Source organism: Nonomuraea sp. NPDC050328 (assembly GCF_044459405.1).
Taxonomy (GTDB): domain Bacteria; phylum Actinomycetota; class Actinomycetes; order Streptosporangiales; family Streptosporangiaceae; genus Nonomuraea.
In genome coordinates this window covers 201,623-217,841 of sequence record NZ_JBITIW010000012.1, presented here as the reverse complement: position 1 = coordinate 217,841, position 16,219 = coordinate 201,623, and the positions used below count along the sequence as shown (strand labels likewise).

Genomic DNA, 16,219 nt, shown 5'->3' with positions numbered 1-16,219 from the left:
TCCCGCCTGAGCGGTGACCGGGCCGGCCCGAGCTGCGGCGCGGCTCAGCCGAGCAGCACCGCGGCCCGCTCCTCGACCATGTCGAGGATCAGCTCGCACACCGGCACCCCGGTCGCCTGCTCGGTGGCCACCAGGCCGGGCGAGCAGTTGACCTCCAGCACCAGTGGCCCCTCGGCGGCGCGGATGACGTCCACGCCGGCCACGTCCAGCCCGAGGGTGGCCGCGGCCAGCACGGCCAGGTCCACCTCGGCGTCGGTGGGCTCGACCGGGACCGCGGTCGCGCCCTGGGCCACGTTGCTGCGCCACTCACCGGCCGCGGCGCGGCGCTGCATGCACGCCACCACCCGGCCGCCGACGACGACCAGCCGCAGGCTGGCCCACGCTTCCGGCACCATGCGCTGGGCCACGCCCAGCCACTGGCCGGCCAGGGCCTTCTCGACCAGCAGCGCGCCCAGCGCCGCGGCCTCGTCGGCCTTGACCACCCCGCCGCCGCCCAGCCCGGCGTCGGGTTTGAGGACGAGCGGGAAGCCGAGCAGCGCACCCAGCTCGGCGGGATCGGCGAAAGGCGTGATCACACAGGTCTGCGGGTGAGGCAGGCCGTGCTCGGTGAAGATCGCCGCCTGGCGCGCCTTGCTGACGGCGCTCTCCACGGCGGCGGCGGGGTTGACCACCGGGATGCCCCGGCGTTCGAGCTGGCGTTGCAGGTAGAGCAGGTGGACCAGGTCGCCTTCGGTGCCCAGGATCCTGCTGTAGACGACGTCGGGGGTGGTGGCGGGGGTGGCGCCGACCTGGGTGATCGTGGCGGGGTCGCCGACGATCTGCACGTCCCAGCCGCGGGTGCGGGCGGTCTGGGCGATCCGGCTGGCGGTGGCGCTGAGCCGGGTTCTGCTGACAAGTGCGAGACGCATCACGTGCTTTCGCGACAAAGGGGTGTGGAGGGAAACATCCCAGCCCAGCGGGCATTTTCGCGGGTGGGAGCGCTCACTGTATCGGAGATCACCGCAAAGCGCGCGACCCTCGTGGCGAGGCCCGGAGGGTGGGCAAGCGGTGGCATATTACTTCTCCATGAGAACGCTCTACCCACCGATCGAACCCCATGACGCCGGCCTGCTCCAGACCGGCGACGGCAACGAGATCTACTGGGAGGTGTGCGGCAATCCCGAGGGCAAGCCGGTCGTGATGGTGCACGGCGGGCCGGGCGGCGGCTGCGGCCCCGGCCACCGCCGGCAGTTCGACCCGGAGCGCTACCGGATCATCCTGTTCGACCAGCGCAACTGCGGCCGCAGCCGGCCGCACGCCAGCGACCCGGCGGTCTCGCTGGAGCACAACACCACCTGGAACCTGGTCGCCGACATGGAGTTGCTCCGCGAGGAGCTCGAGGTCGAGCGCTGGCAGGTCTTCGGCGGCTCCTGGGGCAGCGCGCTCTCCCTCGCCTACGCCCAGACCCACCCGGACCGCGTCACCGAGCTGGTGCTGCGCGGCATCTTCATGCTGCGCCCGTTCGAGCTGCACTGGTTCTACGAGGAGGGCGCCTCGCTGGTCTACCCGGACCTGTGGGAGCGCTACCTGGAGCCGATCCCGGAGGAGGAGCGGCACGACCTGCTGTCGGCCTTCCACCGCCGGCTCAACGACCCCGACCCCGGGGTACGGCTGCCCGCCGCCCGGGCGTGGAGCGTGTGGGAGGGCTCGACGATCACCCTGGTGCCCGACCCCGACCTCATCGCCACCTACCAGGACGACGACTACGCCGTCTCCTTCGCGCGCATCGAGAACCACTACTTCGTCAACGGCGGCTTCTTCGAGGACGAGCAGCTCCTGCGCGACATCGACAAGATCCGGCACATCCCCGCCGTGATCGTCCAGGGCCGCTACGACATGTGCACCCCGGTGGCCACCGCCTGGGACCTGCACCGGGCCTGGCCGGAGGCGGAGTTCCACCTCATCGCCGACGCCGGGCACGCCTACGTCGAGCCGGGGATCACCGATGCCCTGGTCACCGCGACCGACCGGTTCGCCGGCAAGGAGTGACTCGCAAGTCGTTTCCAAGCCGAACGTCCCACTATTAGCCGTTATGACGGAGATTGTGGACGCGTTCCAGCCCGCTCCCCGGCCGGGACACGACCCCGGCCGGGCCGGCAAGGTCATCCTCGTGCTGCTCTGGGTGGTGCTCGTCGTCGCGCCGCTCGTGCTCGGCTGGAGCGAACTGCAGCTCGCCCGCGGGCTCACCGGCACGCCCGGCACCCTCACCGTGCTGTCCTGCCAGGCCCTGGGGCAGGGACGCTACGACTGCAAGGGCTCCTTCCAGCCTGCCGGGGGCGGTCCCGCCGTGGCGGTGGACGCCTCCCCGGACAGCGAGGCGGGCGAGAGCTTCCCCGCCCAACTCGCGCCCGAGGGCGACCGGGCCGTCAAGACTGGGACCGCCGGGGTGCTCGGCGCGCTCACCGTGCCGGCCACCGGGGTGCTGTGCGGGGGCTTCCTGCCGTACGTGCTGGCTTACTGGCTCGGCTCGCGGCGGCGGCGCGCGTGGGCGGCCTTCGGCTGGGTGGTGACCGTGGCGGGCGGGCTCCTCGTCATCGCCGGGCTGGCCTCGGTCTGACCGGCCCCGCACCCGCCGCGTGACCGAAAGGTACGGCATGCTCCGCCGTACCCCAAGATCGGCCCGAACGCAGATCGGGACAGTCCGGGAAGGCGGCGGCGCCCGGCGGGGACAGCCCCTAGAGTCGGGCGCATGCTCCCCGTAGACCTGCCCGACGCGGTGCGTGACGCCCTCCTGGCACCACTGGTCGATCACCACTGCCACGGGGTGCGCCGGGACGACCTGACCCGCGCCCAGTTCGAGCTGCAGATCACCGAGGCCGCCAGCCCCGCGCCGCCCGGCACCACCCACTTCGACACCCCGATCGGCGTGGCGATCCGCCGCTGGTGCGCCCCGGTCCTGGGCCTGGAGCCGCACGCCTCGCCCGCGGTCTACCTGGCCCGCCGCGCCGAGCTCGGCGCGAGCGAGGTCAACCGGCGGCTGCTGGAGGCGGCCGGGGTGGTGGCCTTCCTGGTCGACACCGGTGTGGAGGAGCCCGACCTGCTGACCGCCGCCGAGATGGGCCGGCACGGCGGCGCCGCGGCCGACGAGATCGTGCGCGTCGAGCAGATCGAGCAGGACGTCGCCGAGGCGGCGGCGCTCGCGGTCGACTACATGGACGGCCTGGCCGAGGAGCTGTCGGCCCGCGCCGCCCGCGCGGTGGCGCTCAAGACGGTCATCGCCTACCGCCACGGCCTCGACTTCGACCCCGCCCGGCCCAGCCGTGGCGCGGTGATCGCCGCCGCCAACCGCCGCCTGGCCGACCCGGCGGCCCGGCTGACCGACCCGGTGCTGCTGCGCCACCTGCTCTGGGCCGCGGTCGACGTGGCCCGCGAGCGAGGGCTGCCGCTGCAGTTCCACACCGGCTTCGGCGACCCCGACGTGGAGCTGCACCGCGCCGACCCGGCCAGGATGACCGTCTTCGTCCGCGCGCTGCAGCCGCTCAACGTGCCGATCGTGCTGCTGCACTGCTACCCCTTCCACCGCCAGGCCGCCTACCTGGCCGCCGTCTACCCGCACGTCTACGTCGACCTCGGGCTCGCGCTCACCTACACCGCCGGCGGCAGCGCCCGGGTGATCGAGGAGATGCTGGAGCTGGTGCCCTTCCACAAGCAGATGTTCAGCTCCGACTGCTACGGCGTCGCCGAGAACTGCCACCTGGGCGCGCTCTACTTCCGCCGGGGACTGGCCAGGGCGGTGCACCGGCGGCTGGCCGAGGGGGAGTGGGCCGTCGCCGACGCCGCCCGGGTGGCGCACATGATCGGCTCGGGCAACGCCCGCCGCGTCTACCGGTTGTGATCTCCTCCGTCTGGAGGAGGCGCCCGCCCGACCTTTCGCGAATAATCGGGCGCACCATGAGCGCGATCGAGATCACGAACCTGGCCAAGACCTTCGGGGCGGTCAAGGCGGTCGACGATGTGAGCTTCACCGTGCAGCCGGGCACGATCACCGGCTACCTCGGCCCCAACGGCGCCGGCAAGACCACCACCCTGCGCTGCCTGCTCGGCCTGGTCCGGGCCGACTCCGGCGCCGCCCTGGTCGGCGGCCGCCGCTACGCCGACCTCAAGGACCCGCTCACCGAGGTGGGCGCGGTGCTGGAGGCGACCAACTTCCACCCCGGCCGCTCGGCGGCCAACCACCTCAAGGTCATCTGCACCGCCGCCGGCCTGCCCCTCGCCCGCGCGCAGGAGGCCCTGGAACAGGTCGGCCTCGCCGACGTGGCGGGCAAGCGCGTCGGCGGCTTCTCCATGGGCATGCGCCAGCGCCTCGGCCTGGCCACCGCGCTGCTCGGCCGGCCCAAGGTCTACATCCTCGACGAGCCCGCCAACGGCCTCGACCCCTCCGGCATCCAGTGGCTGCGCGGCTTCCTGCGATTCCTCGCGCACGAGCAGGGCGCCGCCGTGCTGGTCTCCAGCCACGTGCTGGCCGAGGTGGAGCAGACCGTCGACAACGTGGTCATCATCGCCCGCGGCCGGCTGGTCCGCCAGGGCAGCCTCGCCGAGCTCACCGCCGAGGGCGACGAAGCGCCGCTCCGCGTGCGCGCGCTCGACCCCGGCCCCTTCGCCGCCGCGCTCGAAGCGGCCGGCGGGCGCGTCGAGCCCGACGGCGACGGCCTGCTGCGGGTGCGCGGGCTGGACGCCGAGACGGTCGGCCGCACCGCCCTGGAAGCGCGCGCCGTCGTCACCGAGTTGCTCCGCGAGCGGAGCGACCTGCAGAAGGTCTTCCTGGAACTGACCGAGGAGCGGCCGTGAAGCTCGTCCGGGCCGAATTGCTCAAGCTCTTCACCACCCGGCTGTGGTGGATCATGCTCCTGGTGGTGCTGCTCTACCTGAGCATCTCGCTCGGCGCGGTGATCGGCTTCGCCGGGGTCTCGCCCGAGGAGGGCGCCCCGCCGGTCTTCCCCGCCCGCGACACCCCCGCCTTCCAGCGCCTCGCCTGGGGGCAGGCGGTCACCGGCTCGATCATCGTCGCCATCCTGGGCGCGACCATGGTCACCACCGAGTACCGCTACCAGACGATCACCACCACGCTGCTCACCACGCCGAGACGCGAACGGGTCGTGGCCGCCAAGCTCGGCGCGGGCGTGCTGGTCGGCCTGCTGTTCGGGGTGGCGATCCTGCTGCTGTTCGCGCTCGGGATCATCCCGGCGGTGCTGCTGTCCGGCGGCGAACTCCACCTGCTCGACGAGGGCGTGCCCCGGGTGATCGGCGGCGGCCTGGCCGCACTGGCGCTCTACACCCTGCTCGGCATCGGCGTCGGCTCGCTCATGCGCAACCAGATCGCCGCCATCGTCTCCCTCGCCGTCTGGATCTACGTCATCGAGCAGCTCGTCAACGCCATCCCGCTGCTGCAGCCGATCGGCCGCTGGACCCCGCAGGGCGCCGCCTCCGCCCTCACCAACCCCGGTATCGACCCCGGCTCCATGATCGACCTCGGCTACCTGCTGCCCGCCTGGGCCGGAGCCCTGCTGCTGCTCGGCTACGCGCTGCTGTTCGGCCTGCTCGCCTCGCTCACCACCCTGCGCCGCGACATCACCTGAACCCGGTGCCGGCACGGATTCCCGGCCGGCCCGCACGCTGCCATCATCGGGGCATGAAGCTCGCGCGGCCGGCCGCCGCCGTCCTGCTTCCCCTGCTCGTGGCCCTCGCCGCGGGCCTGGCGCTGCGCGCCTGGGCCCAGGGGTTCCGGTACGGCGGGGACAACCCGTTCTTCGTCGGCTCGCTGGCCGTCGCCACCCTGCTCGCCGCCCGGTCCGGCACCCGGCTGGTACGGCGGGGCGAGCGCCGGGTCGGCCGGTGGCTGCTGGCGACCGCCGGCTCGCTGCTGGCCTACCTGGTCTCGACCGCCCTGGCGGTGGAGTTCGGCGGCCTGCGCGGCCTGCGCGACCCGCTCACCCAACTCGTGGTGATCGCGCACACCGCCGGGTACATCCTGCCGGTCGCGCTGCTCCAGGTCTGCCTCATCGCCGCCGGGGCACGCCTCGGGGTGGTCGGGCGGCGCGGCGTGCTGGCCGGGCGGGTGCTGCTCGGCTACTCGGCGGCCTTCACCGTGCTGGCCGGGCTCCTGCTGCCGGTCGGCGAGCCGTACCAGGACCTGCGGCCGGTGTGGCCGGCCGGCGAGGACTGGGGCTGGATGTTGCCGGTGCCGTGGATGGCCGGGGCGGTGGCCGGACCGGTGATCATGTGGCGGGCGGTGCGGCGGGCCCGCGGCGAGGCGCGCTCGAGGGCGCTCATGGTGGCGGTGGTCGCGCTCGCGCCGATCGGCACGATCCTGTTCTGCGTGCTGTCCGGGCTCATGGCCTACTGGTCGGGCGTGCTCGGCGCCGAGGTGGCCGAGGCGGGGCTGGCGGTGCTGTTCAGCCTGCCGTTCGCGCTGGCCGCGCTGGGCCTGGCCGAGGCCTTCGGCGGCCCGGCCCGGCGGCCGGTCGCCGAACGCTGGACCCGGCTGCTGACCGTGCTGGTCGGCCTGCCGTTCGCGGTGGTGGTGGTCGCGGCCAGCGCCATCGTCGGCGGCGAACTGGACGCGGTGCTGCCCGTGGTGCTGGCCACCCTGCTGATCGCCGCCGCGCTGACCCCGCTGCGCCGCCGGCTCCTGCGCGAGCTGCTGTTACGCGCCGACCCGGTCCGGGCGCGGACCGCCCGGCTGGTTCGGGAGCGTGGCGACGGGCTGAGCCCGGCCCGCAGCGCCCAGGAGATCCTGCGCGAGGCCCTCGTCGAGCCGGACCTGCGGCTGCTGCTCCGCCTCCCGGAGCAACGCGGCTGGGCCGACGTCGACGGCGCCCCACAGCCGGAGGCGGGCGTGCCCTTGGGGGAGTCGGCCCGAGTGGTCGGTGAGTCGGTCGGCGGGTCGGCCCGGGTGCTGGGCGGGTCGGCTGGGGTGGTTGGCGCGCCGGCTCAGGTGCTGGGCGGGCCGGCCCCGGTCCTCGGGGATTCGGCCCTGGTCATCGGTGCTGGGGCCGGCGACCTGGACGGTTGCCTGGCCGAGCTCGGGCCGCTGATCGACCGGGCGGTGCTGGAGGTGGCGGTGCGCGACCAGGCCGCCCGCGTCGAGGCGGCGGTCACCGAGGAGCGCACTCGCCTCGAACGCGACCTGCACGACGGCGTGCAGGGCCGGCTGCTGGCGTTGGCGCTCGACCTGAAGATGGCCGAGCAGACCGTCGGCGGCGAGGCCAGGCTGCTGCTCACCGACGCCGCCGAGAGCCTGACCGCGGCCATCGGCGAACTGCGCGCCCTGGCCGGAGGCTCGGCGCCCGATTTGCTCAGCCGCCGCGGCCTGCGGGCGGCACTCACCGACCTGACCGGCCGCATCCCCCTGCCGATCCGGCTCGACGTCCCCGAGGCGCGGCTGCCTGCCGCGGTGGAGACCGTCGCCTACCTGGTCATCTGCGAGGCGGTCACCAACGCCCTCAAGCACGCGGCGGCCGGCAACGTCAGCGTCGAGGTGAGCGTCGAGGCCGGACGCGCGACGGTGACCGTCCAGGACGACGGGCGTGGCGGCGCGGACCTGCGAGCCGGGACCGGGCTGCGCGGACTGGCCGAACGAGTCCGGAGCGCGGGCGGCCGCCTGGTCGTCAGCGACCGCGACCCGCACGGCACCCTCCTGGAGGTGACGCTCCCATGCCCGCCGTAACCCTCTCAACCCCGCCCGCGACCGTGGAGGAGCTGGTGCCGTCGTGCGGGTCGTGATCGCCGAGGATCTGGTGCTGCTCCGGCAGTCCATCGCCCGCCTGCTGGCCCAGCACGGCATGGAGGTGGTGGCCGAGGCGGGTGACGCGGGCGGGCTCATCGACGCGGTCGTCGCCCACCGGCCCGACCTGGTGATCGCCGACGTGCGGATGCCGCCGACCTTCACCGACGAGGGCGCCGCCGCGGTGCTGGTGCTGCGTCGCCGCTTCCCCGGCCTGGCCGTCGTCGTGCTCTCGCACATCGTCGAACCGGTGCTGGCCCTCAAGCTCGCCGCCGACCGACCGGCCCGCTTCGGGTACCTGCTCAAGGACCGGGTGCTGGAACTGGCCGAGTTCGTGGCCGTGGTGGAGCGGGTGGCCGGCGGCGGCACCGCGATCGACCCGCAGGTCATCGACCACTACCTGATCGGCGCCACGCTCAGCGCCCGCGAGCGCGAGGTGCTCGGGCTGCTCGCGCAGGGGCTGACCAACCAGGCCATCGCGCGACGGCTGGTGCTGTCGGAACGGACGGTCGACACCCACATCAACTCGATCTTCGGCAAGCTCGGGCTGCTCCCGGACGCCGAACACAACCGCCGCGTCCGCGCCGCCCTGCTGTGGCTGGCACAGCGCGGCTAACCGGAAGGACGCGGGGCCCGTCTCGGACAGCCCAGCGTGGCGAGAGGGGAGAACCCGGGCCGCCCCGTCCCGGACGGCCCGGCGCGGTGAAAAGGGGGTTTGGGCCGCCCTTCTTCAGCTGGCCCGGCGTGGTCGGTAGCGGCGAAATCGGGGTCAGCACCGATGTGGCCGCCCCTCCCGTTTTCCTAGCGTTTCGGGCATGACCACCACCCCCGCGGCCGTCGCCGCACCTCCGCGCCTGACGGCGCTCCTGCCCCCGCTCGGCCCCCTGGCCCTGGCCGGCTGGGCCTTCGCCGTGCCGTACCAGCTCTCGGCACCGGCACCCGTCTGGATCCCCCGGGCGGCGGCCGAGACCGGCCGCCTGCAGGTGGCGTTCGTCATGCTGCTGCTGTTCGCCGTCGTCGCCGTCCCGGGCGCGATCGTGCTGGGCCTGCGGGCCAGGCGCGCCTCCCGCCGGACCGGTACGGCCGGCCTCGTCCTCACCGTCCTGGGCTTCGGCGCGGCCGCCTTCGGCGGCGCAGGCTACGACGCCACGGCGGTGGCCGCCCACCGGGTGCTGGGCGGCCAGGTGCCGCAGGTCGAGCGCATCCTCGGCGAGCTGGACGGCTTCGCCGCCCCCCTGCTGGCCGGAGCGCTGTTCGTGCCGTGCATGGCGGCGGGGGCCATCCTGATGGGTATCGCCTTCTGGCGAGGCGGAGGCACACCCCGCTGGGCGGCGATCGCCATGGTCGCGGCCTTTCCGGTGATCCTGGCCGGGGGAGCGGTCTCGACCCTGGCCAACGGCTGCGGCTGGCTCCTGCTAGCCACCGCCTTCTGGCGCGCGAGCCGTACCTGAGCCCGGTGTCAAGGCTGGAGGCCACGGCCCATGCAGGCGCCCAGTCTGGCGCCGACGTGCTGCATCGTCTCGGCCAGGGCCGCCACCTGTTCCTTCGACAGATGATCGAAGATCACTTCCCGCAGGGCCCGGGTGTGCGCGGGCGCGATCTCGGCGAGCAGTTCGCGCCCGCGGTCGGTGATCTCGGCGACGCTGACCCGGCCGTCGGCCTCGGACGGCCGGACCAGCACGTAGCCCCGGTCGACCAGCTTGCTCATCCGGTGGCTCAACCGGCTGATCGACACGTTCGACAGGTTGGCCAGCTCGCTGAGCGTCATCGACTGCACGTTGAGGCCGTTGAGCAGGGCGTACTCGATGTGCACCAGCCCGCGCTCGCGGAAGGTCCGCTCGACCTGGGGGATGCCGACCAGCATCACCGCGAGCAGGCCCTGCCACGCGAGCTGCTCGACCTCGTCAAGATCCTCGGAGGCCCGTGCATCTTCTGCCAACGCGCCCCCTCAGATCCGTCAGAACCGTCCGATCGCGATGACGATCGCCACCGCCGCGATGACCAGATTAACCGTGAAGGGCTCCTTCCTGCGCACGTGCACCCGGGCCGCGACGGCCATCGTGACGGCCAGGCCGAGCGCCGCGATCGGCGTGAGCACCGGCGCGATCCCGGTCGCCCAGGGCAGGATCACGCCGAGCCCGCCCAGCGCCTCGACCGCGCCGATCATCCGCACCTGGCTCTGCGTGAAGTCCTCGACGTACGGCGTGCGGGGCTGGAGCCTCTCCTTCGGGGCGAAGGCCTTGACCAGCCCGCCGACCAGGAACATCAGGCCGAGCAGGATTTGCAGGACCCAGAGGAACACATCCATTGGTTGACCCTTCAAGTGTTAGGTGGACGCAGGCTACCGCCAGAAACTTGAAGCATCAAGTTCCGGCCGCGGGACTAGGATGGCCGCGGTCCGACGGCGAGCGAAGGGGGATCTCGGTGGAGCCGCGTTTCTTGAGCGATGTGACGGTTGAGCTGGTCAAACACAGCGCCTCCGACAGCGACGTGCTGTGGGCGGCCCGGGTGTCGACGGCCGGCGAGCAGTCGCTGGAGGAGGTGCACAAGGACCCCGAAAGGTCCAAGGGCCTCATCAACTACCTCATGCGCGACCGCCACGGCAGCCCGTTCGAGCACAACTCGATGACCTTCTTCGTCAGCGCCCCGATCTTCGTCTTCCGCGAGTTCCATCGGCACCGCGTGTGGTCCTACAACGAGGAGAGCGGGCGTTACCGGGAGCTGCAGCCGGTGTTCTACATCCCGGGCGAGGAGCGCAAGCTCGTCCAGGAGGGCAAGCCGGGCCGCTACGAGTTCGTCGACGGCACGCCGGAGCAGCACAAGCTGGTCAGCGAGAGCATGGAGCAGGCCTACCGGCAGGCGTACGCGGCCTACCAGGAGATGCTGGAGGCCGGGATCGCCCGCGAGGTGGCCCGGGCGGTGCTGCCGGTGGGGCTGTACTCGTCGATGTACGCCACCTGCAATGCCCGGGCGCTCATGCACTTCCTGTCGTTGCGGACGAAGAACGAGCTGGCCAAGGTGCCGTCCTTCCCGCAGCGGGAGATCGAGATGGTGGCGGAGAAGATGGAGGCGGCCTGGGCGGAGCTCATGCCGCTGACCCACGCCGCCTTCGTGGCCAACGGGCGCATCGCGCCCTGACGTTCACGGGGTGTCCCCCGCCCCGGGTCAGGCCAGGGCGGGGAGGACGAAGACCTCGGCGCCCGGCGGGAGGGCGCAGTCGAGGTCGCCGATGCCGCGGGCGTACTCCCCGCAGACCACCATGCTGATGTGCCGGCGGATGCGTCCGTCGTCGTCGCGGAGCCGGCCCTCCAGGTCGGGGTGGGTGCGCCGCAGGGTGTCGAGCGCCGAGCCCAGGGTGGGCGGGGCGCCGACGGCGAAGACCTTGACCTCGGTGTCGCCGCCCACCCAGTGCCGGAAAGTCGCGGGCAGCACGAACACGACCATCGTCGCGACCTTGCTCATCGGCTAGAGCACCGCCGCGCGGACGGTGAGCACGTCGGGCAGGTGGCGGGTGACCTCGAACCAGCTCTCGCCGTCGTCGCGCGAGCCGTACACGAAGCCGTCGCGGGTGCCGAAGAAGAGCCCGGCGGGTGAGGCGGTGAGGGCGTCGCGCAGGACGGTGCCGTAGACCGGCCCCTCGGGCAGGCCGGAGGCCATCGGCTCCCAGGTGTCTCCGGCGTCGTCGCTGCGGAAGACGCGGTAGCGGTGGCCGACGGGCGTGCGGTCCATGTCGGCGTGGAGCGGCAGCACGTAGACGGTGTCGGGCCGCTCGGGGTGGACCACGACCGGGAAGCCGAAGTCGGAGGGCAGCGGGGAGCCGATGTCGGTCCAGGTGCCGCCGAAGTCGTCGCTGCGGTAGACGCCGAAGTGGTGCTGCAGGAAGAGTCGTTCGGGACGAGCCGGGTGCATGCCGACCTTGTGCACGCACTGCCCGAACTCGGGATACTGCTGCCCTTCGGGCAGGAACGGGGCGCGGATGCCGCGGTTGGCCGCCTCCCAGGTGCGGCCGCCGTCGGTGCTGCGGTAGAAGCCGCCGGTGGAGATGGCGACGCCCAGGATCTGCGGGTCGGTCGGGTGGTTGATGATGGTGTGCAGGCACAGCCCGCCGCCGCCGGGATGCCACTGCGGCCGGTGCGGGTGCTCCCACAGCCCCTCGACGAGCTGGTAGGTGATGCCGCCGTCCTCGGAGCGGAACAGCGCGCCCGGCTCGGCCCCGGCCCAGACGACGCCGGGCTCGCTGGGGGAGGGCAGCAGCTGCCAGACCTTCTCCAGGGTGGCGCCGGTGCTCTCGGGGAAGGCCACGGGCGGTTTGTCGGCCTCCTGCCAGGAGGCGCCGAGGTCGTCGGAGTACATCACCGACGGGCCGAAGTGGCCGTATTCGATGCCGGCCAGCAGCCGGGGCCGCTCGCCGCGGGTGTCGATCGCCACGCTGTGCACGCCGACGGTGGAGAACTGGATGGGCTGGACCTCGAACGGACCGCCGTCGCGGGCGGTGGCCAGGATCAGACCCTTTCGGGTGCCGATGGCGAGTAGCGCGTCACTCATCTCATGCTCCCTTCGATTGGGCCATGGTGTCACGGGCTACCGACAATCGCCGGGGTCTACGGGATTTGCCCGCCGGTTACCTCCCAGGTAATCGCTGCCCTTCCCATAAGTCGGTAACGTGCCGGGCATGGGAGCGCCAGCAGTACACGAGGAATCGTTCGGGGAGCTGTTGCGGTCGTGGCGGCAGCGGCGGCGGGTGAGCCAGCTCGATCTGGCCATCGAGGCCGAGGTGTCGGCCCGGCACGTGAGCTTCTTGGAGACCGGCCGTGCCCGGCCGAGCCGCGAGATGGTGATGAAGCTGGCCGAGGAGCTCGACGTGCCCCTGCGTCACCGCAACCGGCTGCTGGTGGCCGCCGGGTTCGCCCCCGCCTTCCGCGAGCGCGAGGTGCTGGCGCCGGAGATGGGCGTGGTACGGCAGGCGATCGAGAAGATCCTGCACGCGCACAACCCGTTCCCGGCGGTCGTGGTGGACGCCGCCTGGAACCTGGTCTCGGCCAACGACTCTGCGAGCGCCTTCTTCGCCGGCGTGGTCAAGCCCGAGCTGCTGGAGGGCGACCCGGTCAACGTGCTGCGGCTGACCCTGCACCCGGACGGCATGGCGCGCAGCCTGGCCAACCTGGCCGAGGTGCGCGCCCACCTGCTGCACCGGGTGCGCCGCCAGGCGGAGGCGTCCGGGGACGGCCGGCTGACCGAGCTGCACGACGAGCTGGCCGGCTACCGCTACCCGGGCGTGCAGCTCAACGTCGCGCACGTGCCCGGGCCCGGCGACATCCTGCTGCCCATCCGGGTGCGGGACGGGGAGCGGGTGCTGTCGATGTTCACCACGATCGCCACCTTCGGCTCCCCGCTCGACGTGACCGTCTCCGAGCTGGCCATCGAGACGTTGTGGCCGGCCGACGAGGAGACGGCGCGGGCCTTCACCGCCGCCGGCTAGCTCTCGCCGTGCACCACGTCGCGGTGGATGCGGGTCAGCGGCAGGCCGCCGACCTGCAGCCGCCGTACCGTGTCGTTGACCATCTCGCTCGGCCCGCAGACGTAGGCCTGGTGCTCCGACCAGGAGTGGAACCGTTCCACCACGTCCGGCAGGTAGCCGCGCACGCCCTCGTAGCCGGGCTGGTCGGAGACCACGGGGACGACGCGTAACCAGGGGAAGGCCGACTCCATCCGGATCAGGTCCGGCAGGTCGTAGAGCTCCTCCGCGGTCCGCGCGCCGTACAGCAGGTGGATGTTGGGCCGGCGGCCGGAGCCGATGATGTGCTCGATGATCGCCTTGATCGGCGCGAGCCCGGTGCCGCCGGCCACGCAGAGCACGTCGCGGTTGCCGCGCTCGGGCGGTCCCATGGTGCCGACCGGCGGGCCGAGCATGATCGTGTCGCCGATGCGAGTGTGCCGGACCAGGGAGGTGGAGACCCAGCCGCCGCCGATCGCGCGCACGTGCAGCCGGACGGTGTTGTCCGGGCGTGGCGCGTTGGCGATGGAGAAGGTGCGCCACACGCGGGGCCAGCGGGCGGTCTGCACGGTCACGTACTGTCCCGGCGTGTACGGCAGGCGTTGCGTGGGCCGCAGCGTGACGACCGCGATGTCCGGCCTGCGCAGTTCGTGGTCGACCACCTCCGCCAGCCACCAGGCCGGCGAGACCCCGGAGTCGGCGTCCGCGGAGTCGATCATCAAGTTCGCCGCCGCGGTGTAGGCCGCCACCCACGCGGCCTCGATCTCGCTGGTCCAGATGTCGCGGGCGAAGCGCCGGATGGTGGCCAGCAGCGCGTTGCCCACCGCGGTGTAGTGCTCGGCGACCACCCCGTACTTGCGGTGGTCGCGGCCGAGCTGCCCGAGGTAGGACGCCATGCCGTCCGGGCTGTCCAGGCTCCAGACGATGCGGGTCAGCGCGCTGAAAAGCCGGTCGCGCTGCAGGTCCATGGCCGGCGGGAACATTCCCCGCAGGTGTGGATTCTCGGCGAAGAGACGGCCGTAGAAGTAGGCGGTGGCCTTGTCGGCGACGGGTTCGACGACGGAGAAACTCTCTTTGACGAGACGCGGATTCAACGACATATCAATTTTTCCCCACCCTGGATCAGGTATTTCTCCCGATCGTGTCCACCTCCTGGTAGTCCGGGTCGTGAACGCTGGTCGGCCCCGGCCCATCCTGCGCTCGATTTTGAGTGTTACACCCACTCTCGGGTGTCACAACCGTTTCATCCAATAAGGTGCGAACTAGAACTATCCGTGACGGTAATGTGATTTTCCCCACCTAGCGTCACCACATAAAAGCGAAAAATCATCACATTCGCATTTTGTGTATTACGTCGGGAAACGCGAACGGCCCGCGACCCCGCAGGGGAGTCACGGGCCGTCCGGCGCCGGAGGTCAGCGCAGTGCGGCGGCCTCGGCGGCCAGCTTCTCGATCCGGCCCCAGTCGCCCGCGGCCAGCGCGTCGGCCGGGGTGAGCCAGGTGCCGCCCACGCAGCCGACGTTCGGCAGCGCGAGGTAGGCCGGCGCGGTCTCCGGCCGGATCCCGCCGGTCGGGCAGAAACGCACGTCCGGCAGCGGGCCGGCCAGCGACTTCAGGTACGGCAGGCCGCCCGCGGCCTCGGCGGGGAAGAACTTCAGCTCCTTGAGCCCGCGCTCGGCCAGCGCCATGACCTCGGAGGCGGTCGCGGCGCCGGGCAGGAACGGCACGCCGCTGCCCAGCAACGCGTCGGCCAGCGCCGGGGTGGTACCCGGGGAGACCAGGAACTTCGCCCCGGCGGCCACCGAGGCGGCCACGTCGGCGGCGCTGCGGACGGTCCCCGCGCCGATCACCGCGTCCGGCACCTCGGCGGCGATGCGCGCGACGGCCTCCAGGGCGCTCGCCGTACGCAGGGTCACCTCGATCACCGGCAACCCTCCGGCCACCAGCGCCCGCGCCAGCGGGACGGCGGTCTCGGCGTCGTCGATCACCACGACCGGGATCACCGGGGCGAGGTCGAGCAGGCTCATGAGGACATCTCCTGGTTCAGCCAGGCCGCCGCGCCGGTCAGGGCGGGCTGCGAGGCGACGATCAAGGTGGTGGCGATGGCCGACAGGTACTCCGCCGGCCCGGTCTCGAAACGTTCGCGGAACCGGCTGGCCCGCACCCGCTCGACGATACGGGGCAGCACGCCGCCGCCGACATAGACCCCGCCCCTGGCGCCCAGGGTCAGCGCCACGTTCCCGGCGAAGCTGCCGAGCATCGCGCAGAAGACCTCCACGGTCTCCTCGCACAACGCGTCGCCGCACTCGGCGATGGCGGCCGAGCTCAGCTCGGCGGCCTCGACCCCGTTCACCTCGGCCAGCGCCTGGTGCAGCCGCACCAGGCCCGGCCCGGACAGCAGGTCCTCGGCCTCGACCCGGCCGCGGCCGCGCGCCTGCAGGACCCGGACGATCTCCAGCTCCCGCGCGTCGGCCACCGGCACGGTCACGTGCCCGCCCTCGCACGGCACGCCGACCCAGCCGCCGGCCACCGGCACCAGCCCGCCGACGCCGAGCCCGGTCCCCGGCCCCAGCACGGCCTTGACGCCGTGCCCCGGCGCCGGGCCGCCGAGCGGGACCAGGTCCTCCTCCTCCAGGTACGGCAGGGCCGCGGCGAGCGCCGCGAAGTCGTTCAGCAGGTAGGCCCGGGCGATGCCCAGGTCGCGGGTCGAGCCCGCCCAGTGCGCGTTGGTCAGGTGGTAGCGCTCGCCCTCGACCGGCGCGGCCATCGCCAGGCAGGCCGCCTCGGGACGGACGCCCGCCGCGTTGCGCTCCAGGTAGGCGGCCACGGCGTCCGGCAGGGTCGGGTAGCCGGCGACCGGCAGGACGGCGACCTTCTCAGGACGCCCGCCGGGCTCGGTGACCAGGCCGAAGCGCGCGTTCGTGCCGCCGATGTCGGCGACCAGCCACGGAGCCGTCATCGAG

The 16,219-nt window shown here is 72.7% G+C and carries 18 protein-coding genes; 10 read left to right on the top strand and 8 right to left on the bottom strand.

Annotation, left to right across the window (positions count from 1 at the left end; genetic code table 11):
• Positions 1–44: 44 nt before the first annotated feature.
• Complete coding sequence (locus ACIBG7_RS36355; RefSeq protein ID WP_357930124.1) at positions 45–908, bottom strand: RimK family alpha-L-glutamate ligase; 864 nt, start codon at positions 906–908, stop codon at positions 45–47.
• A 157-nt stretch (positions 909–1,065) separates the two neighbouring features.
• On the opposite strand from ACIBG7_RS36355, the gene pip reads away from it, so the two are divergent.
• The 8 genes from pip (at position 1,066) to ACIBG7_RS36315 (ending at position 9,213) form a co-directional block, all read left to right on the top strand.
• On the top strand, positions 1,066–2,028 hold the full coding sequence (gene pip, locus ACIBG7_RS36350) for a prolyl aminopeptidase (RefSeq protein WP_397339198.1): 963 nt from the start codon (positions 1,066–1,068) through the stop codon (positions 2,026–2,028).
• 43 nt (positions 2,029–2,071) lie between these two features.
• Entirely contained in the window at positions 2,072–2,596 is a 525-nt protein-coding gene (locus ACIBG7_RS36345) for a hypothetical protein (protein WP_397339197.1), read from the top strand.
• 132 nt (positions 2,597–2,728) lie between these two features.
• Positions 2,729–3,874 (top strand): amidohydrolase family protein, encoded by a 1,146-nt coding sequence (locus ACIBG7_RS36340; RefSeq protein ID WP_357930115.1) that lies wholly within the window; start codon positions 2,729–2,731, stop codon positions 3,872–3,874.
• 56 nt (positions 3,875–3,930) lie between these two features.
• Entirely contained in the window at positions 3,931–4,827 is an 897-nt protein-coding gene (locus ACIBG7_RS36335; RefSeq protein WP_357930112.1) for an ATP-binding cassette domain-containing protein, read from the top strand.
• Positions 4,824–5,615: an ABC transporter permease gene (locus ACIBG7_RS36330; RefSeq protein ID WP_357930110.1), complete on the top strand. Its 792-nt coding sequence runs from the start codon at positions 4,824–4,826 to the stop codon at positions 5,613–5,615. Before ACIBG7_RS36335 ends, ACIBG7_RS36330 begins: the two co-directional genes overlap by 4 nt.
• A gap of 53 nt (positions 5,616–5,668) precedes the next feature.
• The gene (locus ACIBG7_RS36325) at positions 5,669–7,705 is read left to right on the top strand and encodes a sensor histidine kinase (protein WP_397339196.1); all 2,037 of its coding nucleotides are present in this window, start codon (positions 5,669–5,671) and stop codon (positions 7,703–7,705) included.
• A 43-nt stretch (positions 7,706–7,748) separates the two neighbouring features.
• Positions 7,749–8,378: a LuxR C-terminal-related transcriptional regulator gene (locus ACIBG7_RS36320; protein WP_397339195.1), complete on the top strand. Its 630-nt coding sequence runs from the start codon at positions 7,749–7,751 to the stop codon at positions 8,376–8,378.
• Positions 8,379–8,577: 199 nt separating this feature from the next.
• Positions 8,578–9,213 (top strand): hypothetical protein, encoded by a 636-nt coding sequence (locus tag ACIBG7_RS36315; protein ID WP_397339194.1) that lies wholly within the window; start codon positions 8,578–8,580, stop codon positions 9,211–9,213.
• 8 nt (positions 9,214–9,221) lie between these two features.
• Here ACIBG7_RS36315 and ACIBG7_RS36310 read toward each other — a convergent pair whose 3' ends face one another.
• Both ACIBG7_RS36310 and ACIBG7_RS36305 read right to left on the bottom strand, forming a co-directional pair.
• Entirely contained in the window at positions 9,222–9,701 is a 480-nt protein-coding gene (locus ACIBG7_RS36310; RefSeq protein ID WP_397339193.1) for a MarR family winged helix-turn-helix transcriptional regulator, read from the bottom strand.
• A gap of 18 nt (positions 9,702–9,719) precedes the next feature.
• Entirely contained in the window at positions 9,720–10,070 is a 351-nt protein-coding gene (locus ACIBG7_RS36305) for a DoxX family protein (RefSeq protein ID WP_397339192.1), read from the bottom strand.
• Positions 10,071–10,210: 140 nt separating this feature from the next.
• On the opposite strand from ACIBG7_RS36305, the gene thyX reads away from it, so the two are divergent.
• The gene (thyX, locus tag ACIBG7_RS36300; protein ID WP_357930094.1) at positions 10,211–10,900 is read left to right on the top strand and encodes an FAD-dependent thymidylate synthase; all 690 of its coding nucleotides are present in this window, start codon (positions 10,211–10,213) and stop codon (positions 10,898–10,900) included.
• 27 nt (positions 10,901–10,927) lie between these two features.
• Here the strand turns inward: thyX and ACIBG7_RS36295 are convergent, their stop codons facing one another.
• Positions 10,928–11,224 (bottom strand): hypothetical protein, encoded by a 297-nt coding sequence (locus ACIBG7_RS36295; RefSeq protein ID WP_357930092.1) that lies wholly within the window; start codon positions 11,222–11,224, stop codon positions 10,928–10,930.
• A gap of 3 nt (positions 11,225–11,227) precedes the next feature.
• Positions 11,228–12,307: an exo-alpha-sialidase gene (locus ACIBG7_RS36290; protein WP_357930089.1), complete on the bottom strand. Its 1,080-nt coding sequence runs from the start codon at positions 12,305–12,307 to the stop codon at positions 11,228–11,230.
• A gap of 127 nt (positions 12,308–12,434) precedes the next feature.
• On the opposite strand from ACIBG7_RS36290, the gene ACIBG7_RS36285 reads away from it, so the two are divergent.
• Complete coding sequence (locus ACIBG7_RS36285) at positions 12,435–13,241, top strand: helix-turn-helix transcriptional regulator (RefSeq protein WP_357930086.1); 807 nt, start codon at positions 12,435–12,437, stop codon at positions 13,239–13,241.
• Here ACIBG7_RS36285 and ACIBG7_RS36280 read toward each other — a convergent pair.
• From ACIBG7_RS36280 to glk, 3 genes are all read right to left on the bottom strand, one after another.
• A complete protein-coding gene (locus ACIBG7_RS36280) occupies positions 13,238–14,356 on the bottom strand; it encodes a globin domain-containing protein (RefSeq protein ID WP_357930084.1) in 1,119 nt (372 codons plus the stop codon). The two genes, ACIBG7_RS36285 and ACIBG7_RS36280, sit on opposite strands and share 4 nt — an antisense overlap.
• A 315-nt stretch (positions 14,357–14,671) precedes the next feature.
• On the bottom strand, positions 14,672–15,283 hold the full coding sequence (gene eda, locus ACIBG7_RS36275; RefSeq protein WP_357930081.1) for a bifunctional 4-hydroxy-2-oxoglutarate aldolase/2-dehydro-3-deoxy-phosphogluconate aldolase: 612 nt from the start codon (positions 15,281–15,283) through the stop codon (positions 14,672–14,674).
• Entirely contained in the window at positions 15,280–16,215 is a 936-nt protein-coding gene (glk, locus tag ACIBG7_RS36270) for a glucokinase (protein ID WP_397339191.1), read from the bottom strand. Before glk ends, eda begins: the two co-directional genes overlap by 4 nt.
• Positions 16,216–16,219: the final 4 nt, after the last annotated feature.